Source organism: Streptomyces sp. CA-288835, assembly GCF_050936385.1.
Lineage (GTDB): Bacteria > Actinomycetota > Actinomycetes > Streptomycetales > Streptomycetaceae > Streptomyces.
In genome coordinates this window covers 7,902,962-7,924,316 of the sequence record NZ_JBNJMW010000001.1, presented here as the reverse complement: position 1 = coordinate 7,924,316, position 21,355 = coordinate 7,902,962, and the positions used below count along the sequence as shown (strand labels likewise).

General features: G+C 69.9%; 21 protein-coding genes. 7 read left to right on the top strand and 14 right to left on the bottom strand.

The genetic code is table 11. The features are described from left to right. The first annotated feature begins 92 nt into the window (after window positions 1-92). Window positions 93-515: a RidA family protein gene (locus ACQEVY_RS35735; RefSeq protein WP_432953591.1), complete on the top strand. Its 423-nt coding sequence runs from the start codon at window positions 93-95 to the stop codon at window positions 513-515. A 3-nt stretch (window positions 516-518) separates the two neighbouring features. Here ACQEVY_RS35735 and ACQEVY_RS35730 read toward each other — a convergent pair whose 3' ends face one another. Next, window positions 519-1,238: an aspartate/glutamate racemase family protein gene (locus tag ACQEVY_RS35730; protein WP_432953589.1), complete on the bottom strand. Its 720-nt coding sequence runs from the start codon at window positions 1,236-1,238 to the stop codon at window positions 519-521. A gap of 2 nt (window positions 1,239-1,240) precedes the next feature. After that, a complete protein-coding gene (locus tag ACQEVY_RS35725; RefSeq protein ID WP_432953587.1) occupies window positions 1,241-2,722 on the bottom strand; it encodes an NCS1 family nucleobase:cation symporter-1 in 1,482 nt (493 codons plus the stop codon). A gap of 344 nt (window positions 2,723-3,066) precedes the next feature. On the opposite strand from ACQEVY_RS35725, the gene ACQEVY_RS35720 reads away from it, so the two are divergent. Beyond that, window positions 3,067-3,738: a GntR family transcriptional regulator gene (locus tag ACQEVY_RS35720; RefSeq protein WP_432953586.1), complete on the top strand. Its 672-nt coding sequence runs from the start codon at window positions 3,067-3,069 to the stop codon at window positions 3,736-3,738. A 21-nt stretch (window positions 3,739-3,759) separates the two neighbouring features. On the opposite strand, the gene pip is transcribed toward ACQEVY_RS35720, so the two are convergent. Both pip and ACQEVY_RS35710 read right to left on the bottom strand, forming a co-directional pair. Next, a complete protein-coding gene (gene pip / locus ACQEVY_RS35715) occupies window positions 3,760-4,731 on the bottom strand; it encodes a prolyl aminopeptidase (protein WP_432953585.1) in 972 nt (323 codons plus the stop codon). A gap of 9 nt (window positions 4,732-4,740) precedes the next feature. Beyond that, window positions 4,741-5,586, bottom strand: a complete 846-nt coding sequence (locus tag ACQEVY_RS35710; protein WP_432953583.1) for a uracil-DNA glycosylase — start codon at window positions 5,584-5,586, stop codon at window positions 4,741-4,743. A 101-nt stretch (window positions 5,587-5,687) separates the two neighbouring features. On the opposite strand from ACQEVY_RS35710, the gene ACQEVY_RS35705 reads away from it, so the two are divergent. Continuing rightward, window positions 5,688-6,215 carry an RNA-binding S4 domain-containing protein gene (locus ACQEVY_RS35705; protein ID WP_432953581.1) on the top strand — a complete coding sequence of 176 codons (528 nt, stop codon included), beginning with the start codon at window positions 5,688-5,690 and terminating at the stop codon, window positions 6,213-6,215. A 226-nt stretch (window positions 6,216-6,441) separates the two neighbouring features. On the opposite strand, the gene ACQEVY_RS35700 is transcribed toward ACQEVY_RS35705, so the two are convergent. From ACQEVY_RS35700 to ACQEVY_RS35690, 3 genes are all read right to left on the bottom strand, one after another. Then, window positions 6,442-6,897: a DoxX family protein gene (locus ACQEVY_RS35700; RefSeq protein WP_432953579.1), complete on the bottom strand. Its 456-nt coding sequence runs from the start codon at window positions 6,895-6,897 to the stop codon at window positions 6,442-6,444. A 273-nt stretch (window positions 6,898-7,170) separates the two neighbouring features. Then, window positions 7,171-7,866: a class I SAM-dependent methyltransferase gene (locus ACQEVY_RS35695; RefSeq protein ID WP_432953578.1), complete on the bottom strand. Its 696-nt coding sequence runs from the start codon at window positions 7,864-7,866 to the stop codon at window positions 7,171-7,173. Window positions 7,867-7,928: 62 nt separating this feature from the next. Next, complete coding sequence (locus ACQEVY_RS35690; RefSeq protein ID WP_432953576.1) at window positions 7,929-8,915, bottom strand: acyltransferase domain-containing protein; 987 nt, start codon at window positions 8,913-8,915, stop codon at window positions 7,929-7,931. Window positions 8,916-8,993: 78 nt separating this feature from the next. Here ACQEVY_RS35690 and ACQEVY_RS35685 point away from each other — a divergent pair, with 78 nt between their 5' ends. Beyond that, on the top strand, window positions 8,994-9,257 hold the full coding sequence (locus tag ACQEVY_RS35685; RefSeq protein WP_432953574.1) for a DUF6343 family protein: 264 nt from the start codon (window positions 8,994-8,996) through the stop codon (window positions 9,255-9,257). A gap of 56 nt (window positions 9,258-9,313) precedes the next feature. On the opposite strand, the gene ACQEVY_RS35680 is transcribed toward ACQEVY_RS35685, so the two are convergent. The 4 genes from ACQEVY_RS35680 to rpsA all read right to left on the bottom strand — a co-directional run bounded on the left by ACQEVY_RS35680 (window position 9,314) and on the right by rpsA (window position 13,124). Next, window positions 9,314-9,694: a tetratricopeptide repeat protein gene (locus ACQEVY_RS35680; protein WP_432953572.1), complete on the bottom strand. Its 381-nt coding sequence runs from the start codon at window positions 9,692-9,694 to the stop codon at window positions 9,314-9,316. Between the two features lie 50 nt (window positions 9,695-9,744). Next, on the bottom strand, window positions 9,745-10,359 hold the full coding sequence (coaE, locus tag ACQEVY_RS35675) for a dephospho-CoA kinase (RefSeq protein ID WP_432953570.1): 615 nt from the start codon (window positions 10,357-10,359) through the stop codon (window positions 9,745-9,747). A gap of 67 nt (window positions 10,360-10,426) precedes the next feature. Further along, entirely contained in the window at window positions 10,427-11,365 is a 939-nt protein-coding gene (locus ACQEVY_RS35670) for a PAC2 family protein (RefSeq protein WP_165342225.1), read from the bottom strand. 238 nt (window positions 11,366-11,603) lie between these two features. Next, window positions 11,604-13,124, bottom strand: a complete 1,521-nt coding sequence (gene rpsA, locus ACQEVY_RS35665; protein WP_432953568.1) for a 30S ribosomal protein S1 — start codon at window positions 13,122-13,124, stop codon at window positions 11,604-11,606. Window positions 13,125-13,468: 344 nt separating this feature from the next. On the opposite strand from rpsA, the gene ACQEVY_RS35660 reads away from it, so the two are divergent. Then, a complete protein-coding gene (locus ACQEVY_RS35660; protein WP_432953566.1) occupies window positions 13,469-14,368 on the top strand; it encodes a class I SAM-dependent methyltransferase in 900 nt (299 codons plus the stop codon). Window positions 14,369-14,450: 82 nt separating this feature from the next. After that, the gene (hrpB, locus tag ACQEVY_RS35655; RefSeq protein ID WP_432953564.1) at window positions 14,451-16,991 is read left to right on the top strand and encodes an ATP-dependent helicase HrpB; all 2,541 of its coding nucleotides are present in this window, start codon (window positions 14,451-14,453) and stop codon (window positions 16,989-16,991) included. Here hrpB and ACQEVY_RS35650 read toward each other — a convergent pair. The 3 genes from ACQEVY_RS35650 to ACQEVY_RS35640 all read right to left on the bottom strand — a co-directional run bounded on the left by ACQEVY_RS35650 (window position 16,981) and on the right by ACQEVY_RS35640 (window position 20,024). Continuing rightward, entirely contained in the window at window positions 16,981-17,973 is a 993-nt protein-coding gene (locus ACQEVY_RS35650; RefSeq protein WP_432953562.1) for a DUF3068 domain-containing protein, read from the bottom strand. The genes hrpB and ACQEVY_RS35650 overlap by 11 nt on opposite strands. 21 nt (window positions 17,974-17,994) lie before the next feature. Then, window positions 17,995-18,129: an SPW_0924 family protein gene (locus ACQEVY_RS35645; protein WP_106972263.1), complete on the bottom strand. Its 135-nt coding sequence runs from the start codon at window positions 18,127-18,129 to the stop codon at window positions 17,995-17,997. A 143-nt stretch (window positions 18,130-18,272) separates the two neighbouring features. Then, on the bottom strand, window positions 18,273-20,024 hold the full coding sequence (locus tag ACQEVY_RS35640) for a lytic transglycosylase domain-containing protein (RefSeq protein ID WP_432953560.1): 1,752 nt from the start codon (window positions 20,022-20,024) through the stop codon (window positions 18,273-18,275). 271 nt (window positions 20,025-20,295) lie between these two features. Between ACQEVY_RS35640 and ACQEVY_RS35635 the strand changes: the two genes are divergently transcribed. Continuing rightward, a complete protein-coding gene (locus ACQEVY_RS35635; protein ID WP_432953558.1) occupies window positions 20,296-21,150 on the top strand; it encodes a DUF4184 family protein in 855 nt (284 codons plus the stop codon). The last annotated feature ends 205 nt before the right edge of the window (window positions 21,151-21,355 follow it).

Below are 21,355 nucleotides of genomic sequence, written 5' to 3'. Positions count from 1 at the left end.
TTCTCGTCAAGTCGCCGAAGGCCAGGCCGCCGTAAGTAACCGCAAGTCACTCCTTGATGAGACCCGCCGATCCCTGATCCTTGGGAGGTCCCATGCTCCAGCGCGTCACCGTCTCCACCCTCTTCCCGCCCCCGACCTACTCCCACGCCTCCGTGGTCGAAGCGGGCACGCGCCTCGCGTTCCTCGCCGGCTCCGTCCCTCTCGACGCCGACGGAAAACTCGTAGGCGAAGGCGACCCGGTACGTCAGGCCGAGCAGGTCATCGCGAATCTGAGTGAGCAACTGCGGGCGATCGGCAGCGAGTTGGCGCATGTCGCGTACACCGACGTGTACGTCGTGACGAGCGACCCCGCCGTCCTCTCGGAGGTCTGGAACGTCGTCGAGGCCTCCGGACTCAGCACCGGCCCGCATGCGTCGACTCTCCTCGGGGTCGCCTGCCTCGGTTACCCGGGCCAGCTCGTGGAGATCACGGCGACAGCCGTCGTGCCCGAGCCTGAGCCCGACGCCACACCGTAGGCACTACGGAACGTCCGTCGGTCCCCAACTCCGTCTCTTCGGCAGCGGTTTCGCGTAACTCCCGGCGCGGCTCGTCGTCAGCCCCAGGCTCACCAGCGACTCGGCGAGCTTCACGGCCGCGGCGACCCCGTCGACGACCGGCAGCCCCAGCTTTTCGCCGACCACCCGCTGGAGTCCCGTCATTCCGGCGCAGCCGAGTACCAGCACCTCCGCGCCGGCGTCGCGGGCCCGTTCGGCGGCGGTCACGAAGGCCTCCTCCGTGCGGAGAGAGTCGCCGAGGTCGAGGACGCCGAGGCCTGTGCCGACGACAGCGGCGCAGTTCTGGGCGACCCCGGCCGCGTACAGGCTGTCCTCGATCTGTCCGCGCGAGCGCGCCAGCGTGGTGACGACTCCGTACCGTCGCCCGAGCAGGCAGGCGAGATGGGCCGCGGCCTCGGTGATGTCGACGACGGGTACGTCCACGAGTTCCCGTACGCCCTCGCGCCCGTGCTCCCCGAACCCCGCCATGACGACGGCGTCGTACGGCTCTTCGTACGTCCGCAGGGTGTCGAGGACGGCCGCCGCCGAGAGATAACTGTCGAGCCAGCCCTCGACGGACTCGGGCCCCCACGCGGGGGTCAGACCGGTCACGGTGGTGCCCGGGCCTGCGGCGGCCCGGGCACCTCGTACGATCTCCGCGGTCATCTCCTGCGTCGTATTGCAGTTGGTGACGACGATCCGCACGTTCAGCCCTCCACGGTGGCGGGCTGGGAGGCAGCGGTTTCGCCGGCGGCGCGCTCCGGGCGGCAGAGCAGGGCGTACAGACCCGCGGCCATCGCCGTGCCGATGAACCAGGAGTACGGGGCCACGGCGCTGAAGTCCTTCACCAGCGCGAGCACCGCCGACACTGCGGCCGCGGGCAGGAACGCCCACAGCGCCTTGGGGTTGACGCCCTTGCGGTAGTAGTAGCGGGAGCCGGGAGTGGCGTCGAAGAGCGCGTTGACGTCGATACGGCCGCGCTTGATCCAGAAGTAGTCGAGCATGATCACGCCGAACAGCGGGCCCAGGAAGGCGCCGAGGCCGCCGAGGAAGTAGTTGACGACCGTGGGGTTGGAAAAGAGGTTCCACGGGGTCACGACCAGCGCGGCCACCGTGCTGATCATGCCGCCGACCTTGAAGGTGATCTTCTGCGGCCAGACGTTCGCCAGGTCGTACGCCGGTGAGACGAAGTTGGCGACGATGTTGACGCCCATGGTGGCGATGGCGAAGGTCAGCGCGCCCAGCACCAGCACCCAGGTGTTGCCGATCTCGGCGACGAGGTAGGCCGGTTCGGTGTGGGCCTTGCCGAAGACCTCGATCGAGCCCGCCGTGACGATGACCGAGACGACCACGAACGCCGTCGAGTTGATGGGCAGGCCCCAGAAGTTGCCGCGCTTGACGGTCTTGTAGTCCGGCGAGAAGCGCGAGAAGTCGCAGAAGTTGAGCATCAGCGTGCCGTACGTGGCGAGGATGAGCCCGATCGCGCCGAACCACTGCCGCCACTGTTCGCCCACCGAGACCGGGTTCGGGGTGTCGGTGAGCGAGATGGTCCAGCCGGCTTTGGCGAGGATCCACACGGCGAGCGCGATCATCACGATCCAGATCGCGGGACCGCAGAAGTCCTGGAACTTACGCACCGACTCCATGCCCTGGCTGATGATCGCCGCCTGGATGAGCCACAGGGCGATGAAGGTGCACCAGCCGAGCTGGTGCAGTCCCAGGAAGGAGTTGTGGGTCCAGGACTCGAGGCCCGGCCAGGCGGCCAGCAACATGATGTTGACGGCGACGGAGGCCAGGTAGGTCTGGATTCCGTACCACATGATCGCGATGACGGCCCTGATCAGGGCGGGGATGTTGGCGCCCCAGACGCCGAAGCTGATGCGGCTGACGACCGGGAAGGGCACGCCGTGACGCTGCCCGATCTTCCCCATCCAGTTCATGCCGATGTAGATGATCACGAAGCCGACGAGCAGGGACGTGAACACCTGCCACACGTTCATTCCGAGGACCAGCAGGCCCGCCGCGAACGTGTAGTTGCCGAGGTTGTGGACGTCGGACATCCACATGGCGAAGAGGTCGAAGACCTTCCAGTTGCGCTTCTTCGCGGGGGCGAGGTCTTCGTTGGTGAGCCGGGGATCGGGGACGAACTCGGTGGCGCTCTGGGCTGCGGCCGGATCGGCGAGGGACACGGGGCCTCCAGGGGGAGGGACGGAGGGCGGGGAGGGAGCCGGGGGTATGGGGAGCGGGATGGGGACGGGGACGGGGGTGAGGGGAGCGGATGGGGCCGGGGCGGCGCGAGCGGCAGGTGGTCGCTCGCGGTCGGGAGCGGGGGAATGATCGCTCGCGGTCGTGAGCGGGGGTGGCCGCTCGGTGCTCGCTTGCGGTCGTGAGCGGGGGTGACCGCTCGGTGCTCGCTCGCTCTGGATTTTTGGTATACCAAACTTGCGTTATGGTCCCGCCGTCAACGGCACTCGGCAATGTCCGTGCGGTTACGGCTCGGTAAAACAGCCCTCGGTTCGGTGAAGATGGAGCCATGACAACGGTGGAACCGCTGGGGGCGGTCCGTGAGCGAGTCCTCGCCGCGCTGCGGCAGGAGATCATCACCGGGCGGCTGCGGCCCGGCGACCGGCTGGTCGAGCGCGAACTGGCCGACCGCTTCGGGGTCTCCCGCGTCCCGGTCCGCGAGGCCATCCGCGCCCTGGTCGCCGAGGGCTTCGTCCACTTCGAGACCCCGCGCCGCACCGTCGTACGCCCGCTGACCCCGACGGATGTCAAGGAACTCTTCGAGCTCCGCGAGGCCCTGGAGGTGTACGCCACCGGGCTCGCGGCCCAGCGCGCGACCCGGGCCGACCTCGCCGAACTGGAGGAACTCCTCGACCGCGCGGCCGCCGCCACCCGGGCCGAGGACGCGGAGGCGATCCCCGAGATCAACACCCGCTTCCACGACCGCATCCTGGCGATGGCCGACAACGGCCTGCTCATCTCGGTCATGGAACCGGTCGCCGGCCGCGTACGCTGGCTCACCCACCAGAACGAGGAATGGCCCCAACTCCTCGTAGAACACCGCGAGTTGTACGCAGCCATCGCCTCCGGCGACCCGGAACGCGCCCGCACCCACGCCCTCGCCCACGTCCAGGCCAACTACCGCTCTACGGTGCGGCAGCTCTTCGGGGACGCAGGGGGCGGCTCTGGAGGACACGAGTGAAGGGGACGTTGCTCGTTGGCGTCAGCGGGAGGCCGCGTACCGGTCCGTCGTCGCGACGAGCGCGTCCACGGCGTCCGCCGCTCCCGCGTTGTGGCCCACGTCGTCGATCATGATCAATTCGCTTCCGGGCCAGGCGTGGTGGAGGCGCCAGACGGTGCCGAGGAGGTTGCCGGGGTCGAGGCTGCCCTGGACCAGGGTGCCGGGGATGTCCTTGAGGCGGGGGGCGTCGCGGAGGACCACTCCCTCCTCGTTGCCCTCGCCGAGGAAGTGGTCGTTGCCCCAGTAGTGCGTGACCGTGCGGGCGAAGCCCATGCGGAACACCGGGTCCTCGTAGCGAGGGATCGAACGCGGCGGGGCAGGAGCCATGGCCGTCTCCCAGTCGGTCCAGGCCCGTGCCGCCCGCGCCCGCACCTCGGGGTCGGGCGACTCGATCAGCCGGTTGTACGCCGCCGCCAGGTTCCCCTCGCGCTTGTCCTCGTCCTCGGGCAGCTCCGCGAGGAACCGCTCGAAGGCCTCGGGGAAGAACTGCCCGAGCCCTCTGGTCATCAGGGCCACTTCACGGCTGGCACCGGTCGCGACCGCCGTCAGCACCAGCTCGGACACGGCACCAGGGTGCGTCTGCGCGTACCGCAGCCCGAGCACCGACCCCCACGACACGCCCCACACCAGCCACCGCTCGATACCGAGGTGAGCCCGAAGCAGCTCCAGGTCAGCGATGATGTGCGCCGTCGTGTTGACGCTCATGTCGGTGTCGTACGCGCTCGCGTGCGGCGTGGACCGTCCGCAGCCGCGCTGGTCGAGAAGGACGATGCGGTACGCGGCCGGGTCGAAGTACCGCCGTAAGAAGGGGTTGCTCCCGGTACCGGGCCCGCCGTGCAGTACCACCGCGGGCTTGCCACGCCGATTGCCGCACACCTCCCAGTAGACGTGGTTGCCGTCGCCGACATCGAGCATGCCGTGGTCGTACGGTTCGATCTCCGGATAAAGAGGCATCGGGCGACCCTAGCCCGCATACGGCCTGGTCGAAAGCCCTGCCGCCTCCGCTGCGGTACGCAGCACACTCCGCAGCATTTCGGGGGTGAGGCGCCCGGTGAAGGTGTTGCGCTGGCTCACGTGGAAGCAGCCGAAGACTTCCAGCGGGGTGTTGGGCGCGGTGCCGCTGTGGCTCGGGCTCGGGCTCGGGCTCGGGCTCGGGCTCGGGCTCGGGCTCGGGCTCGGGCTCGGGCTCGGGCTCGGGCTCGGGCTCGGGCTCGGGCTCGGGCTCGGGCTCTCCAGGATGATCCGTGCGCCGTGGGAGAAGGCCGGCCGGGGTCGGGGCACCGTCCAGCCCGCCTCGGCGAACGCGGGCAACGCGGCCTGCCAGCCGAAGGCTCCGAGCACCACGACCGCCCGGAGGGTGGGCCTGAGCAACTTCAGCTCGCTCACCAGCCAGGGGCGGCAGGTGTCGCGCTCTTCGGGGGTCGGCTTGTTGGCGGGCGGCGCGCAGTGCACGGGTGCGGTGACCCGTACGCCGTGCAGTGTCAGCCCGTCGTCCGCACTCACAGACGTGGGCTGCGACGCCAGCCCCACCTCGTGCAACGCCTCATACAGCACGTCCCCGGAACGGTCCCCGGTGAACATCCGCCCGGTCCGGTTCCCACCATGCGCCGCGGGCGCGAGCCCGATGACGAGCAACGAGGCGTCCGCTGGTCCGAACCCCGGCACCGGCCGACCCCAGTACGTCCACTCCACAAAGGCAGCGCGCTTGGTACGGGCCACCTCCTCGCGCCAGTCCACCAGCCGCGGGCAGGCCCGGCAGCCGGAAACGCGGGCGTCGAGCTCGTCCAGCGCGGCCAGGCTGTTGTCCATGCCCACAACGGTATGCCTGGGAATGCATGCCCGGGATGCGGGTGTGAGTCGGGGTGAAAAACGGCTCCGGCTACCCACCTCCCGAGGGCTAAGGTCGAAGCATGGCTTCAGGGACTCAGAGGAACGGCGCGGACGGCGATGGCAGGGCCGGCGAGGGCGCGGCCAGCTCGGCCGAAGCCGTGGCCGCCGCGAAGGCCGCCGCCCCCGCGAACGGTGAGACCGTCCGCGTCGACAGCTGGATCTGGTCCGTACGTCTCGTCAAGACCCGCTCGATGGGCGCCACCGCCTGTCGCGGTGGTCACGTCCGCGTGAACGGCGAACGCGTCAAGCCCGCACACGCCCTCCGCATCGGCGACGAGGTCCGCCTACGCCGCGACGGCCGCGAACGGATCGTCGTCGTCAAGCGCCTGATCCGCAAACGAGTCGGACCCCCTGTAGCCGCCGAGTGCTACATCGACAACTCCCCACCACCCCCGCCCCGCGAAGCGGTCGCCCCCGCAGGCATCCGCGACCGAGGCACCGGCCGCCCCACCAAACGCGACCGCCGCGAACTGGAACGCCTACGGGGCTTGGCGGGGCCTGGCCCTGGACCGGCCTCCGGCCCCGGAGCCAGCGCCGGCCCACGTTGATCTCCTTGCCCCGCGCGGGCCCCGGATGCCGTTGGCGCGACGGTCCATCGCGGCGACGCAGGGTGGGCGCGCTAACCGGACTTGCCAAAGTCCGGCCAGCGCGCCCCTGAGGGGCGCGGGGAACTGCGCGACCAGCCACAATGGACCCGCAGCTCCAAACCGCACCCCCAGCGGAGCGCCCCGCGCGGCCCCCTCCCCCCGCACCGGACGCCGTCCGACTAAGGGGTCACGACCGTCGTCGTATGAGCCGCAGCAGCTCGGCGTTGTGACTCCGGCGTGCGTAGGCGATCAGGGCCAGCGGGACTATCAGGATCAGCGGAGTCGCGGCGTACTGACCGTCGAAGACGGCGAGTTGCGTGATGAAGGCGCCCACCATCAGCGCGCTCAGCGAAACCGCAGCCACCGACGACAGCAGCGGGATCAACAGCGCGATACCGCCGAGCAGTTCGAGCACACCGATGCTGTACATGCCCGCGCTGCCCCAGCCGATCTTGTCGAAGGACTCGACGGCCGACTCGTGCCCGATCAGCTTGGGCAGCGCGCTCGCGAAGCCGAAGAAGAGAGCGAGTACAACCTGCAGGCCACGCAGGGCGATTCGGGCGCGACGGCCACGAGCGGTCGCGGATTCGGCGACGACGATGCCGGAGTTCACGGAGGCGGCGGAAGCGGCGGTCTCGGACATGAGGTTCTCCTGGGTGAAGCGGTTCGCGTTGCTGTCAGAGAGGTAGACCGACCCGCCTCCCGAAACTCATCGCTCGGCAAGCGGAGTTCTCCGCCGAACCGCGAAACTCATCACCCATCACCCCCAAACTCACGCCACCTGCGGCCCGCTGCCCGGCTGCCTGCTGCCGAGTCGCGCCAGGCTCACACCACCAACCGCCGACCCAAACTCACTCCCCCGCGGCCCGCGGCCGCTGCCCGTCAACCCGAGCTCACGCCACCCGCCGCCCCAAACTCACGCGCCCACCGGAACCGCCCGCACCCATGTCCCGTCCTCCGTCAGATACCGGTCGACCTTCAGCCCCGCCTCCGCCAGCGCTTTCTCGAACTGGCCCTTCGTGAGCGGTCGGGCAAGGAACGTCTGGGTCCATATCGCGTCCGGGAAGACATACTCCGCGCGCACCGAGTTCACCCCGTCCCCGACCGGCTCCGCGGACAGCATCCGCACCGTGAACCCGCTCGGATCACGACGTTCGCGCGGCAGATTCGTGTGGTAGTCCTCGCCCTCGCGCTGGATCAACACGCACCCGTCGTCCGCGACATGGCTCCGGCACACGTCCAGCATCCCGCGCCGCACCTCAACGTCGCCGGTGTGTACGAGGAACGACGCGAGCATCACCACGTCGAACTTCTCCCCCAGCGAGAGTGTCTCGATGGGACTGCATATCGTGCGCGCCCCACGCACCTGCTCCAGCATCTCCGCCGACTCGTCCACCGCCGTGACCGTGAACCCCCGCTCCAGAAGCGGATGCGTCATCCGCCCCACCCCGCAGCCCAGTTCGAGGATGTGCGCCCCCGCGGGCGCGGCCCCGCTGATGATGTCCGGCTCGTCACCGACGGGCAGTCGCGCATACAGCTCCACCGCGCAGCCGTCCGGCGTAATCGCTCCGGGCCCCGTTCCCTCGTATCCCGCACGCATCTCGGTCGTCATACCCGTCAAACGGCCCGTGCCCGCGGCCCCGTTCCCCCTCCCCACCGGTTCACCCGTTCGAGTTACAGCGCGAACCAGCCATGGCCGCCGTACCAGTGACCGCCCGCCCGTAGATGATCCCCGACCGCCCGCTCCACACTCGTACGCCGAGGCAGCCCCTCCACCGGCAGTTCCGGATCGCCGAAGACGAAGCCCACCGCGCTCTTGTCGTCCGCTTTCGTCTCCTCGTACGCGAGCTGAAATCGTTCCTGAAAGCGGACGATGTTGGAGTCCGCCGGCAGGTACCGCTTCAGCTGAGGGTCGAGCAGCCAGGAGTGGCAGACCGCCACCCTGTATCGCTCATCCGGGTAGTGGCGGGCGAAGAACTCCCGTGCCAGGTCCAGGGATTGGTCGCACGCGCGCGGTGACAGGGGCCCGCGAAAGTCGGCGATGTGCAGGCTCAGGCAGGGGTCGCCTGGGCCGGTGTCGAGGCCGGCGGCGGCAGCAGCCCGCCCCGTACGCCCGCCGAGCCGCGCACGCTGGAACTGCAGCCGCCCCAGCTGGTACAGCTCCCCGTGGAAGTGCAGGGTGAGCCACCACGGCTCCAGGAGACCGCAGGTACCGAGCCGTCGCCGGTGCACGGCCATGTGCCGCCCCAGATCTGCGAGGCTGCGCCGCGACACGGCCTCCGGGATGCCCCGGTCCCGGTGGTATGCGCGTACGTACGGCAGTGCGGCGACGAACACGAACACGTGGAAGCTGCGGCCGAGCGGCCCCGTGGACTCCGGAAAGGCCGGCGGCTCCCACCCTTTGCCGATCTCCCCCATGTCACGTATGAACCGGCCGACGCACCGCCGCAGCAGCATCATCGCGTCCGGGTCCGCCGCCAACCGCTCCCGCTGCGCGACGAGTTCATTGACGCACTCGTGCGGCACAGACAGATCGAGGAGTACGTCCGGCAACGCGACCGCGCCCGGAAGAACGGCCTCCACTCGCGGGACCGCCTCACTCTCGAGATCCCTCAGCCATTCCGCGAGCCTGTCGTCGGCCCGCAGCGCCTCCAGCAGCACAGCCGCTCCCCCGTTCGTCCGCCCTTTGGTGAACGTGCACTACGAAGAGTACGTTTCCGAGTAGGAGCAGTGATCCGGATGCGTACGGGCAGTGAACCGACGACTGCGCGCAGTGCGTTGCGAGCGCGCATGTGGCTCAGCGTGTGGGGTCTGGTCTGGGCGATCGCGGGAACCGCGGCCTTCGCTCTCGCCGGGCGGCCCGGCTGGGCGATCGCCTGCGGGGTGCTCTGGGTGATCATCACCGTCGACCTGGCAATGATCCTCCGGCATATCCGCCAGGGCCCTCACTACCAGCCGGGCCCGGACATCCCGCCTTACCGACCGCCGGACAGACGTCGCTAAGCGGACTTGCGCCCCTTCAGAGAAACCGCCTTAGCCAGCGGGTCTCTCCATCAAGGTCAAGAGTCGAAGCGGGCCGCAGCCACATACTCCGGCTGCGGATCCAGCGCCGCCGCGAGCCGGAAGTGGCGTATCGCCTGCTCGGGCCGGCCCGAGCGCTCGTACGTGCGGGCCAGCGCGAAGTGCGCGAACGCGTTGTCCGGCTCGCGCTCCAGCACGATCGTGAACTCCAGCTCGGCGGGCCGAAGTTGAGCCGCCGCGAAGAAAGCCCGCGCACGCAGCAGCCGCGCCGCCGTGTTCTCGGGATGCGCGGCGATGACCTTGTCGAGCAGCTTCACGGCGCCCCGCGGATCACGCGCGGCCAGCAGCTGCTCGGCGGCGCGGAAGTCGATGACATGCGTCTCCGGAGTAGGTCCGGTGGAACCTCTGGACTCAGGCACGCCTCACTCCTTCCCTCGCTGCCCCGCTTCAACGCCCCGGGCGGGGCCCGCTATTCCAAGGTCGTTTTCTGCTGTGCCCGCCGCACAAGATCCGCCCAGACCTCCCGTACGCGTCGCTCCAGCTCCTCCAGCGGTACGTCGTTGTCGATGACGATGTCCGCTATGTCCAAGCGTTTCTCACGGGTGGCTTGGGCGGCCATGCGGGCGCGAGCGTCCTCCTCGCTCATGCCGCGCAACCGTACGAGCCGGTCGAGCTGGGTCTCGGGGGCCGCGTCGACGACCACCACGACGTCGTACAGCGGCGCGAGACCGTTCTCGGCGAGGAGCGGGACGTCGTGCACGATGACGGCGTCCTGGGAGGCGGCGGTTTCGAGTTCGCGGGAGCGTGCGCCCACGAGGGGGTGCACGATCGAGTTCAGCTGAGCGAGCTTGTCCGGGTCCGTGAAGACGATCGAGCCCAGCTTCGGCCGATCGAGACCGCCGTCCGGGGTGAGTATGTCCTCCCCGAAGGCGTCGACGACCGCTGCGAGACCGGGAGTTCCGGGCTCGACGACCTCTCGCGCGATCTTGTCAGCGTCGATCAGCACGGCGCCGCACTCCACGAGCAGCCGCGACACCTCGCTCTTGCCGGCGCCGATCCCGCCGGTCAGGCCCACTGTCAGCATGCCCGAAAGCTTAGGACCTGCCTCTGACAACGCCGTCGACGGGCCTCATCGGCTCTCTCCCGCCGCGCTACGCGTCGCCTTCCCGCTCCGCCAGGAACCGCTCGAACTCGAGCCCGATCTCGTCCGCCGACGGAATGTCCAGGGGCTCGGCGAGCATGTTGCCCCGTGTCTCGGCGCCCGCGGCGGCGTCGTACTGATGCTCCAGGCCCTGGACGAGCGCGACAAGTTCCTCGTCGCCCTCCTGGATCTGCCGGTCGATCTCGGTCTGGGTACGGTGCGCGTCGGTGCGCAGGGCGTGTGCGATACCGGGCAGGACCAGACCGGTCGCGCCGGTAATCGCCTCCAGTACGGTCAGCGCGGCGTCCGGATACGGGGAACGCGCGATGTAGTGCGGCACGTGCGCGGCGACCCCAAGGACATCATGGCCGGCCTCCATGAGGCGGTACTCGACAAGCGATTCTGCGCTGCCGGGGACCTGAGCCTCGTCGAAGGGGCTGGTGTGGCCGGGCACCAGTTCGTTGCGGTTGCCGTGCGGGGTGAGGCCGACTGGACGGGTGTGTGGGACGCCCATGGGGATGCCGTGGAAGTTCACGGCCAGGCGGACGCCGAGCCGCTCCACGATCTGCTGGACGGCTGCGGCGAAGCGCTCCCACTCGACGTCCGGCTCGGGTCCGGAGAGGAGCAGGAAGGGGGCACCTGTCGCGTCCTGGACGAGCCGAACGTCGAGCGTGGGCTCCTCGAAGTCGGTCCAGCGGTCGCGCTTGAACGTCAGCAACGGGCGACGGGCGCGGTAGTCCACGAGCCGGTCGTGGTCGAACCGGGCGACGACCTGGTGGGGCAGCGAGCCGAGGAGCCGGTCGACGATCTGGTCGCCGGTCTCGCCCGCGTCGATATATCCGTCGAAGTGGTAGAGCATGACAAGGCCCGCCGACTCCTGGGCGAGCGCCATGTCGACGACGGCCAGGCCCTTCGGCTCCCATGCGTACAAACCCTGCGGATCAAGCACTGTGACCGCTCCTCCTCGTGTTCATACTGCACAACGAGCCCTGGAACGCGGGCATTCCCGCAGCACGCCTCTTCCTGCTCCTCTTACTGGCTTCTCATGCGCTACGACATCGGCACGCGCGCGTGGAGGGCGATTAATGCCGCGCGGGCGCCGACGGGACCCCAGCAGGGCAAAGCACCGGGCCCGCACCCCCCAACAGGGGTGCGGGCCCGGTTACCTGCTCAGTCCAGCGCGAGCGTTAGCTCTGGCCGCCGGCCAGCTTCTCGCGGAGGGCAGCCAGGGCCTCGTCCGACGCCAGGGCGCCGGAGTTGTCGTCCGACTCCGAGGAGTACGAACCGCCGCCGCCACCACCAGAGGCGGCCGGAGCCGCACCCGGGGTGCCGCCGCCACCGGCAGCGCCCTCGGCCTCGGCCTGGGCGTCCGCCTCGCGGGACTTGATGACCTGCGCCTGGTGCTGCTCGAAGCGCTGCTGCGCCTCGGCGTACTGGCGCTCCCACTCCTCGCGCTGCTTCTCGTACCCCTCGAGCCAGTCGTTGGTCTCGGGGTCGAAGCCCTCGGGGTAGATGTAGTTGCCCTGGTCGTCGTACGACGCGGCCATGCCGTACAGCGTCGGGTCGAACTCGACCGAGGCCGGGTCGGCACCGAAGGACTCGTTGGCCTGCTTCAGGGACAGCGAGATCCGGCGACGCTCGAGGTCGATGTCGATGACCTTGACGAAGATCTCGTCGTTGACCTGGACGACCTGCTCCGGGATCTCCACGTGGCGCTCGGCCAGCTCGGAGATGTGGACCAGACCCTCGATGCCCTCGTCCACGCGGACGAACGCACCGAACGGAACCAGCTTCGTGACCTTGCCGGGCACGACCTGACCGATCTGGTGGGTGCGGGCGAACTGCTGCCACGGGTCTTCCTGGGTCGCCTTCAGCGACAGGGAGACGCGCTCGCGGTCCATGTCGACGTCCAGGACCTCGACCGTGACCTCCTGGCCGACCTCGACGACCTCGGAGGGGTGGTCGATGTGCTTCCAGGACAGCTCGGAGACGTGGACCAGACCGTCGACGCCACCCAGGTCCACGAAGGCACCGAAGTTGACGATCGAGGAGACCACGCCGGAGCGGACCTGACCCTTCTGGAGGGTCGTGAGGAAGGTCTGGCGGACCTCGGACTGGGTCTGCTCCAGCCAGGCACGGCGGGACAGGACCACGTTGTTGCGGTTCTTGTCCAGCTCGATGATCTTGGCCTCGAGCTCCTTGCCCACGTAGGGCTGGAGGTCGCGGACGCGGCGCATCTCGACGAGAGAGGCCGGCAGGAAGCCACGGAGGCCGATGTCGAGGATGAGACCACCCTTGACGACCTCGATGACGGTACCGGTGACGATGCCGTCCTCTTCCTTGATCTTCTCGATGGTGCCCCAGGCACGCTCGTACTGGGCGCGCTTCTTCGAGAGGATCAGGCGGCCTTCTTTGTCCTCCTTCTGGAGGACCAGGGCCTCGATCTCGTCACCGACGGCGACGACCTCGTTCGGGTCGACGTCGTGCTTGATCGAGAGCTCGCGGCTCGGGATGACACCTTCGGTCTTGTAACCGATGTCGAGCAGGACCTCGTCCCGGTCGACCTTCACGATGACGCCGTCGACGATGTCGCCGTCGTTGAAGTACTTGATCGTCTCGTCGATCGCGGCGAGGAAAGCTTCCTCGTTACCGATGTCGTTGACCGCAACCTGCGGGGTGGTGGCGGTGGTCTCGGTGCTGCTCGTCATGTGGGAAAGGGCTCCGGTACGGACATTGAAGTCGTAGGTACTGCTCACGCCGGGAGCCCGTTTCGCTCTGCAGAAGCCGGACAGCCAAGGAAGCGCCGAAATCTGAGGATCCAGAGGCGCCTCGACAACCGAGGGGACATACATACAGATGCGAGCGCAGCCTGCTACGTCTGAGGTGCGCAGGCCCGCAGCGCAACTTGTAGCATACGGGGGCAGCCAGGCAGGGTCAATGCGCGAAGGCGCACACCCGGGGCGGATCGCCGCATACCCGGCACAAGACCACTCGCGGCCGAGCCGCACACCAGACACTCTCTGGCGTCACGCAGGCTCAAACAGCCCCTTCTGTGACACCACCGGGACGGGTCGGCCGGTCGAGGCCGCAGACTAATACGAGGGAGCCGATCATCCAAGAGCGCGAAGAGGAAGAGCCCCAACCGCTCGAGCCGGAGGCGACGCGACGCCCGGCGGGGGTCGCGGAGAGCTCCCGTGCCAGCCGTGGCTGGTGGGACCGGAACGCGGACGACTACCAGGTCGAGCACGGCACGTTCCTCGGCGACGACCGCTTCGTGTGGGGGCCCGAGGGGCTCGACGAGGTGGAGGCCGAGCTGCTGGGGCCGACCGAGGAGCTGAAGGGCAAGGACGTACTGGAGATCGGCGCGGGTGCGGCGCAGTGTTCGCGCTGGCTGGCCGCCCAGGGAGCCCGCCCGGTCGCTCTGGATCTCTCGCACCGGCAGCTTCAGCACGCGCTGCGGATCGGCACCAAGGGTGTGGCTCTGGTGGAGGCGGACGCCGGGGCACTGCCCTTCGGGGACGGCACGTTCGACCTGGCGTGCTCGGCGTACGGGGCGCTCCCGTTCGTCGCCGATCCGGTGCGGGTCCTTCGGGAGGTACGCCGCGTGCTGCGGCCAGGCGGCCGGTTCGTCTTCTCCGTCACGCATCCGATCCGCTGGGCCTTCCCCGACGAGCCGGGGCCCGAGGGCCTGAGCGTCTCGGCCTCGTACTTCGACCGCACGCCGTACGTGGAGCAGGACGAGAAGGGGCGCGCGGAGTACGTCGAGCACCACAGGACGGTCGGCGACCGGGTCCGGGACGTGGTGGCTGCGGGCTTCCGGCTGGTGGACCTGGTCGAACCGGAATGGCCCTCCTGGAACAGCCAGGAGTGGGGCGGCTGGTCGCCGCTGCGCGGAAATCTGATCCCTGGGACGGCGATTTTCGTGTGCGTGCGGGACGAGCGGGACGAATAACCGAACGGGCACGCGCGCGTGCGGGTGATGCGGGGGCACGCGCGCGTGCGGGGCGTTTTGGCCGTCGTACGACACTGGGGGCGTGATCCGTACCGACGCTCTGGACCGGCTACCCGTTCGTTCTGTCGTGCCCGCGTTGCGGGACGCCCTGGAGGGGCATGGCACGGCTGTGCTGTGTGCGCCGCCGGGGACCGGCAAGACGACGCTGGTGCCGTTGGAGCTGGCTGGGCTGCTGGACCCGGGCGCGGGCGCAGATGCGGATCGTCCGGCCGTACGTCGTGTCGTCGTCGCTGAACCGCGGCGGATCGCTGCTCGGGCCGCCGCGCGGCGGATGGCGTGGCTGCTCGGTGAGAAGGTCGGCGAGCGCGTCGGCTACACGGTGCGCGGTGAGCGGGTGGTGGGCCCGCACGCGCGCGTGGAGGTCGTGACGACCGGTGTCCTGTTGCAGCGACTGCAGCGGGATCAGGAGCTGGCCGGTGTCGATGTGGTCGTGCTCGACGAGTGCCATGAGCGGCATCTGGACGCCGATACGGTGGCGGCTTTCCTGTGGGACGTACGGGCCGCTCTCCGTCCCGAGCTGCGGCTGGTGGCCGCGTCCGCGACGACGGACGCGGAAGGGTGGGCGCGGCTGCTGGGCGATGCGCCCGTGATCACCTCGGAGGACGCCTCGTACCCCGTCGAGGTGGTGTGGGCGCCGCCCGCGCGGCCGGTGCGGCCCCCGCACGGGATGCGGGTGGATCCGGCGCTGCTGACGCATGTGGCGTCGGTAGTGCGGCGGGCGCTGTCCGAGCGCAAGGGGGACGTGCTGTGCTTTCTGCCCGGCGTCGGGGAAATCGCCCGAGTCGCCGGGCAGTTGGGGGATCTGGGCGGGGTCGAGGTGCTCCAGGTGCACGGGCGGGCGTCGGCGGCCGTCCAGGACGCGGTGCTCTCGCCCGGGTCACGGCGCCGGGTGGTGCTCGCGACGTCCGTGGCCGAGTCATCCCTCACGGTTCCCGGCGTACGGACAGTCGTGGACGCCGGGCTGGCTCGGGAGCCGCGCGTCGACCATGCGCGAGGGCTGAGCGCGCTGACGACCGTACGGGCGTCGCAGGCGGCCGGACGGCAGCGTGCGGGCCGGGCCGGGCGTGAGGGGCCCGGGGCGGTGTACCGGTGCTGGACGGAGGCGGAGGACGCCCGTCTGCCGCGTTTCCCCGCGCCGGAGATCCAGGTGGCCGACCTGACGGCATTCGCCTTGCAGACTGCGTGCTGGGGCGATCCGGAGGCGTCCGGGCTCGCGCTGCTGGACCCGCCGCCGAGCGGCGCGCTCGCCGCGGCACGCACCGTCCTGACGGCCATCGGGGCGGTGGACACCGCAGGGCGGGCCACGGAGCGGGGCGTACGCATGTCCCGGCTGGGCCTGCATCCCCGGCTCGCCCGCGCCCTGCTGGACGCTGCCCCCGAGGTCGGCGCCGACCGGGCAGCCGAGGTGGTCGCCCTGCTGAGCGAGGAGCCACCGCGGGACTACGGCGACGACCTCGCCGCGGCTTGGCGTACCGCACGGCGCGGCGGCGACGCGTATGCGCTCCGATGGAGGGCGGAGGCGCGACGGCTCCGTACCGCGACGTCGCCCGGGACCGCCGAGTCCGGCACACGCGTGCAGGAAGCACCGGGCGACGACCACGTAGCAGGCCTCGTTGCCGCTCTCGCCTTTCCCGAGCGGGTTGCTCGTGCGCAGGGCGGCTCGTATCTCATGGTCTCCGGTACGCGGGCCGAGCTCGGTGGAGGGACGGGGTTGCGGGGAACGGCCTGGCTCGCTGTCGCCGTTGCGGATCGGCCTGTGGGGGCGGGGCACGCGCGCGTGCGGCTCGGGGCCGTTGTGGACGAGGAGACCGCGCGGCGGGCCGCCGGAGCGCTGTACGGCGTGGGCGAGGAGGTGCGCTGGGCGGACGGGGACGTGATCGCTCGGCGTGTGGAGCGGCTGGGGGCCGTGGAGTTGACGGTACGGCCGCTCAAGAACGCCGCCCCCGGGCTCGTACGACAGGCGCTGCTTGACGGGTTGCGGGAGGAGGGGCTCGGGCTGTTGCGGTGGTCTCGGGATGCCGAGGTGCTGCGGCAGCGGCTCGGGTTCCTGCGTCACCATCTGGGGGCTCCCTGGCCCGCGGTTTCGGACGACGCCCTGCACGCGCGCGTGGACGACTGGTTGGAGCCCGAGCTGAGCCGGGCGCGGCGGCGGGCCGATCTGGAACGGATCGACGCCGGGCAGGCCCTCGGGCGGCTGATGCCGTGGGCCTCCGGGGAGGCGGCGCGGTTCGAGGAGTTGGCGCCCGAGCGGATCGAGGTGCCGAGTGGGTCCAGAATCCGGATCGACTACGCGGATCCTGAACAGCCCGTACTCGCCGTGAAGTTGCAGGAGATGTTCGGCCTGCAGGAGTCCCCGGCCGTCGCCGGGGTGCCCGTACTCGTGCATCTGCTGTCGCCCGCCGGACGGCCCGCCGCCGTCACCGCCGACCTAGCCTCGTTCTGGCGGGACGGGTACCGGGGCGTACGGGCCGAGTTGCGCGGCCGGTATCCGAAGCATCCGTGGCCCGAGGATCCCGCCACGGCGGAGCCGACCCGGTATACGAACGCGCGCCTCAGGCGCTGACGGGTTCCGGTTCGTGCGTCTCCGTGGGCGCCGGGTCCGCGGGGCGGCGGCTGCGGGCTTCCAGGTACAGGGACAGCGACAGCAGTCCGGCGCCCAGGATCAGGAAGCCCCAGGGCAGGTACGAGGTCAGCAACATGATGAGTACGCGCTGGGACTTGACCAGGTCGACTGTCGAGTCGATGTAGTCCTCGCGCATTTTGACGTGCCCGGAGAACGCGGTCACCTTGTCGCGGCCCCCTAGGAGCGTGCCGCCGCGCAGTTCCTCCTTGTGGATCTCCTCGCCGTAGACGGGCGCTCCGGTGGCTGGTTCGACCCAGAACTTGCGCACTGTGGTGTACCAGCGGGTGGTGCCCGTCTTGGCGACCGACTCCGGAGTGATGCCTTTGACCGGCATGGCCTTGGGGATGGGCACTTTGGTCCAGGGGATGGTCTGCTCGAAGTAGTAAACGTTTACGCCCCGGAAGTCCTGCGTGCCCTTGTAGTGGATGGGGGCGGTGACGCGGGCCTGCGCGTCGAAGTACTCGTAGTCCCGTTTCTCGGTCAGGAAGGGCCACTTGAACTCGATGCCCTCGCGCCTGACGGCGTCGCCGTCGACCATCTCACCGGTGGCGTGGACGGGTTCCTGGGTGTGGGCGTCGAAGATGTAGCGCTCGGGGATCTTGGAGACCATCTTGCCGTCGGGGCCCTGGACGTAGGACAGGCCGTCCCAGACGACGACGTCGCGGCCCGCTGTCTTCTCGATCTTCTCGGAGGCCTCGACGTTGCCCTTGAGGGTCTGCACGATGCTGACCTTGTCGACTTTCCTGGCCGTCATGGTCCCGTAGTCGAGGAGGGTCGCGTCCTTCGCCTCCAGGACCATGTCCTGGTACTGGTTGGCCGGGATCTTGGCGAGGCGGGGGAAGGCGTACCAGCGCAGCAGCGGGGACAGCGCCGTGCAGAACACGGCGAAGGCGAGGAGGATCAGGCTGGCCTTGCGGCGCATCTGGGCGGCCCTCCCTAGGGGTTACGGGTGCTCGGGGATGGTGGTCAGCAGCGGTTTCGGTGAGGTCTTGCCGGCCGGCGAGCCGATGGCCGTGATCGTGAGGACCAGCGCGAGCGCGACGGCGAGACCGGTCGCGGCGGCGATCAGGGCGCGCATACGGGGCCTCCCCAGCCAGCTGATGGAGCGTCAGGGCTGGGGCACCGTAGCAACGGCAGGCCGAGATGAGAACACGTTGCACACACAGACAGCGGCGCCCCTTCCGTCGACCGGACGGAGAGGGCGCCGCTGATGCAGAGGATCTACGAAGCGGAAGGGCTCGGTGAGGCCGTCGCCGCCGCTACCTTCAGTTCGACCGTCAGGGTCGCGCCGCCGGTGGTGGTGATGCGCAGCAGGAACGTGCCGGTCGTGTCGTCCGCGTACAGCTTCGGCAGCTCGAGCAGGCCGTCCGCGTCCGTCTTGAGGCCCTTCAGGGTGCGTACGGCCTCGCCGTCGGCGTCCTTGAAGTAGGGGCCCTCGTCGTTCACGGTCGCGTCGTCCGCCGAAGTGACGAGCGTGGCGGTGGCCGCGACACCGTCGGCGGCGGCGCCCTTGTACGTGGCCTTCACCTCGACCTGGTCTTCGAACTCGTCGCCCGGGGCGCAGGCCAGCTCGTCGTCGCTGGTGCGGACGAGGGCGTCGGCCTGGCGGGCGGTGACCGTCGCCGCGAAGTTGAGGGCGGGCACGCTGCGGCCGACGACGGTGGCGCGGACCGTGAACTGGCCCGTCTCCTCACCGGCCTTGAGCGCGGGCGCGGTGGCCACGCCCGCGCTGTTGGTGACGACGGTGGCGACGCTCTCGCCGCCGCTGAAGGTGGCGTCCGTGGTGCCGACGATCGTGAAGCGGACCCGGACCTTCGCCACGGCCTTGCCGGCCTTGGTCTCCGTACGCGCGGCGATCTTCCCCGTGAAGGCGTCACCGGCGGTCGCGGTGAGCTTGCCGGTGCCCGCGTTCTCGATGCGGGTCACCGTGTCCGTGGGCGTGGACGGGGAGGCCGGAGGCGAGCTCGGAGGCGGCGAACTGGGCGGGTTCGGGCTGCCGGACCCGGGAGGCTTGGGCGTGCTGGAGCCCTCGCCGCCGGGCGAGGGGCTGCCGGAACCGCCGCCCTCAGGCGTGGAGTTGGGGCCCGACGGCCTCGACGTGCCCGGGGGGGTCGCTGACGGGTTGCGGCCCGCCCCGCTGTTGTTGTCGTCGCTGCGGTCGGAGGGCAGTGCGCCCGTGCCGTCCGGCACCTCGTGGGTGCCCTTGCGGTAGTACTCGAGCCACGTCAGGACCAGGTTCAAGTACTCGGTCGACTGGTTGTAGCTGAGGATCGCGCGGTTCAGTTCCTTCTGGACGGACATGTCGCGGTCCAGCCGGCAGAGGTAGTGGCCGGCGGCGAGAGCCGCGTCGTAGATGTTGTTGGGGTCCTTCGTGCCGTCGCCGTTGCCGTCCCGGCCCGACCAGGCCCAGGTGGAGGGGATGAACTGCATGGGGCCGACGGCTCGGTCGTGCGAGGTGTCCCCGTCGAACTCACCGCCGTCCGTGTCGGAGATGTTCGCGAAGCCGTTGCCGTTGAGGACGGGGCCGAGGATCGGCGCAGTCGTGGTGCCGTCGGCATCGACGCGGCCGCCGCGGGCCTGGCCGGACTCGACCTTGCCGATGGCGGCGAGGAGTTGCCAGGGCAGGTTGCAGCCGGGCTTGGATTCGCGGAGCGCCGCCTCGGCCTTCTTGTAGGCGTCGAGGACCGTCGCGGGTATGCCGGCCTCGGCTTCGCCGATGGGGCCGTCGCCGCCGGGAGTCGTACTCGGGCTCGGGGTCGGGCTGTTGAGCGGCGGGAGGTCCGTGTAGTACGGCGAGTTACCGGTCGCGCTCTCTTCGGGGTTGACCTCGGTCGAGGGCTGCGAGCCGGCATTCTGGCGGTCTTGCGTGGTCACGCCCGGGGCCTGGGACGCGGAGAGGGCCGCCACCGCGGCCGCGGCCACAGCGGTCGTTACCGTCCCTTTGGCCAGCCTCCTGCCGAATTGCGCCGCCATCGCGTGAACCCCTCCCGTCGTCGACTGCCCGCGCCGTGCGCGTTGTCCTGCCGGCCGGCCACGCTCCCCGCGCGGCAACTCAGGTGACCCTACGACAACTTGCGGCGCGCATACACCTGTTCGTGCCCGAAATTCACCGGTTGGCCGGATCCGTTTTCTGCGGCCCGCGTGCGCCCGAAGTTTGCGATGCTCGTCCCGCATACTGGCGTCCTCGATCAAGGAAGCGTTCAGGACCGTCAGGTTCGGTCAACGTCGTTAACGGGGAGCCCAGTTGCCGTTCACTCTCAGCCATGCCGCGGCTGTCTTGCCCGTCGTCCGCCTGGACGGAAGCGGTCGCGGTCCGCTGGTTCCCGCGGTACTCATTGCCGGTTCGTTCGCGCCCGACTTGACCTATTACGTGGCGAGCGTGCTGCCCGAGGCGATGGAGTTCGGCGAGTTCACGCACTCCTTCACCGGTGTGTTCACGATCGACATCCTCATCGCCTGGATGCTCGTGGGCGTTTGGCTGCTGCTGCGCGAACCGCTGGTGGCGCTGCTGCCGCCGCGCTGGCAAGGGCGTACAGGGGCTCTGCTGCGATGTGGAGCGCCACGTGCGCCCTTCCGGCCGGCGCGGGCGCTGTGGTGGTACGTGTCCGCGCTGCTGGGCGCGCTGACGCATGTCGTGCTGGACGCGTTCACCCACCTCGACCGGTGGGGGATGCGGGTCTTTCCCGTACTGGGGCGGGAGTTGGCGGGTTCGCCGCTGTACTGGTATCTGCAGTACGGAGGGTCGGCCGTGCTGGCGGTGGTGATCGCGGTCTTCGTGGCCCTCGCTCTGCGGCGACGGCCCGTGGTGGAACCCGTAGGGGTTCCGGTGCTGTCTGTACGGGACCGGTGGCTCGCCGGGCTGGTGATCGGTGGCTGTGCGGTGGTGGCAGCGGTGCAGCGGGCGTCTCGGTGGTGGGCTTACTGGGGGTCGCGTGCGGAGCCCTGGGAGCTGATTCCCACCGTGTGCTTCGGGGCAGGGGCCGGGCTGGCCATCGGGCTGCTCCTGTACGGCTTGGGAGTCAGGGTGTGGCGTCCGGCTCCGGTTCCTTCTGGCCAGGCAGCGGATCGTACGGAGCCGAGCCGTCCGGCTCCTCGCTGAGCCGTCTACTGCTGCGCGTTCGCGAACGCGCAGGTCGGGGCGGTTTCTCCGGGCACTGTCACAGTGACGGGGACGTGGGAGGAGTGGCAGTGGGCGCATGGGCTGGGTGCGTCGAGGGGCTCTGCGCCGGTGGGGACGCGGGCGGTGCTGGCGCCGGCTGCGAGGGCGGGGACCGGCGTGCGCAGCGCGGACGCGAGTGCGGTGC

Coding starts and splice junctions, on each gene's coding strand:
- ACQEVY_RS35735 (WP_432953591.1), top strand. CDS start 93: ATGCTCCAGCGCGTCACCGTCTCCACCCTCTTCCCGCCCCCGACCTAC.
- ACQEVY_RS35720 (WP_432953586.1), top strand. CDS start 3,067: ATGACAACGGTGGAACCGCTGGGGGCGGTCCGTGAGCGAGTCCTCGCC.
- pip (WP_432953585.1), bottom strand. CDS start 4,731: ATGCCTCTTTATCCGGAGATCGAACCGTACGACCACGGCATGCTCGAT.
- ACQEVY_RS35710 (WP_432953583.1), bottom strand. CDS start 5,586: ATGGACAACAGCCTGGCCGCGCTGGACGAGCTCGACGCCCGCGTTTCC.
- ACQEVY_RS35705 (WP_432953581.1), top strand. CDS start 5,688: ATGGCTTCAGGGACTCAGAGGAACGGCGCGGACGGCGATGGCAGGGCC.
- ACQEVY_RS35700 (WP_432953579.1), bottom strand. CDS start 6,897: ATGTCCGAGACCGCCGCTTCCGCCGCCTCCGTGAACTCCGGCATCGTC.
- ACQEVY_RS35695 (WP_432953578.1), bottom strand. CDS start 7,866: ATGACGACCGAGATGCGTGCGGGATACGAGGGAACGGGGCCCGGAGCG.
- ACQEVY_RS35685 (WP_432953574.1), top strand. CDS start 8,994: ATGCGTACGGGCAGTGAACCGACGACTGCGCGCAGTGCGTTGCGAGCG.
- coaE (WP_432953570.1), bottom strand. CDS start 10,359: ATGCTGACAGTGGGCCTGACCGGCGGGATCGGCGCCGGCAAGAGCGAG.
- rpsA (WP_432953568.1), bottom strand. CDS start 13,124: ATGACGAGCAGCACCGAGACCACCGCCACCACCCCGCAGGTTGCGGTC.
- ACQEVY_RS35650 (WP_432953562.1), bottom strand. CDS start 17,973: ATGCGCCGCAAGGCCAGCCTGATCCTCCTCGCCTTCGCCGTGTTCTGC.
- ACQEVY_RS35645 (WP_106972263.1), bottom strand. CDS start 18,129: ATGCGCGCCCTGATCGCCGCCGCGACCGGTCTCGCCGTCGCGCTCGCG.
- ACQEVY_RS35640 (WP_432953560.1), bottom strand. CDS start 20,024: ATGGCGGCGCAATTCGGCAGGAGGCTGGCCAAAGGGACGGTAACGACC.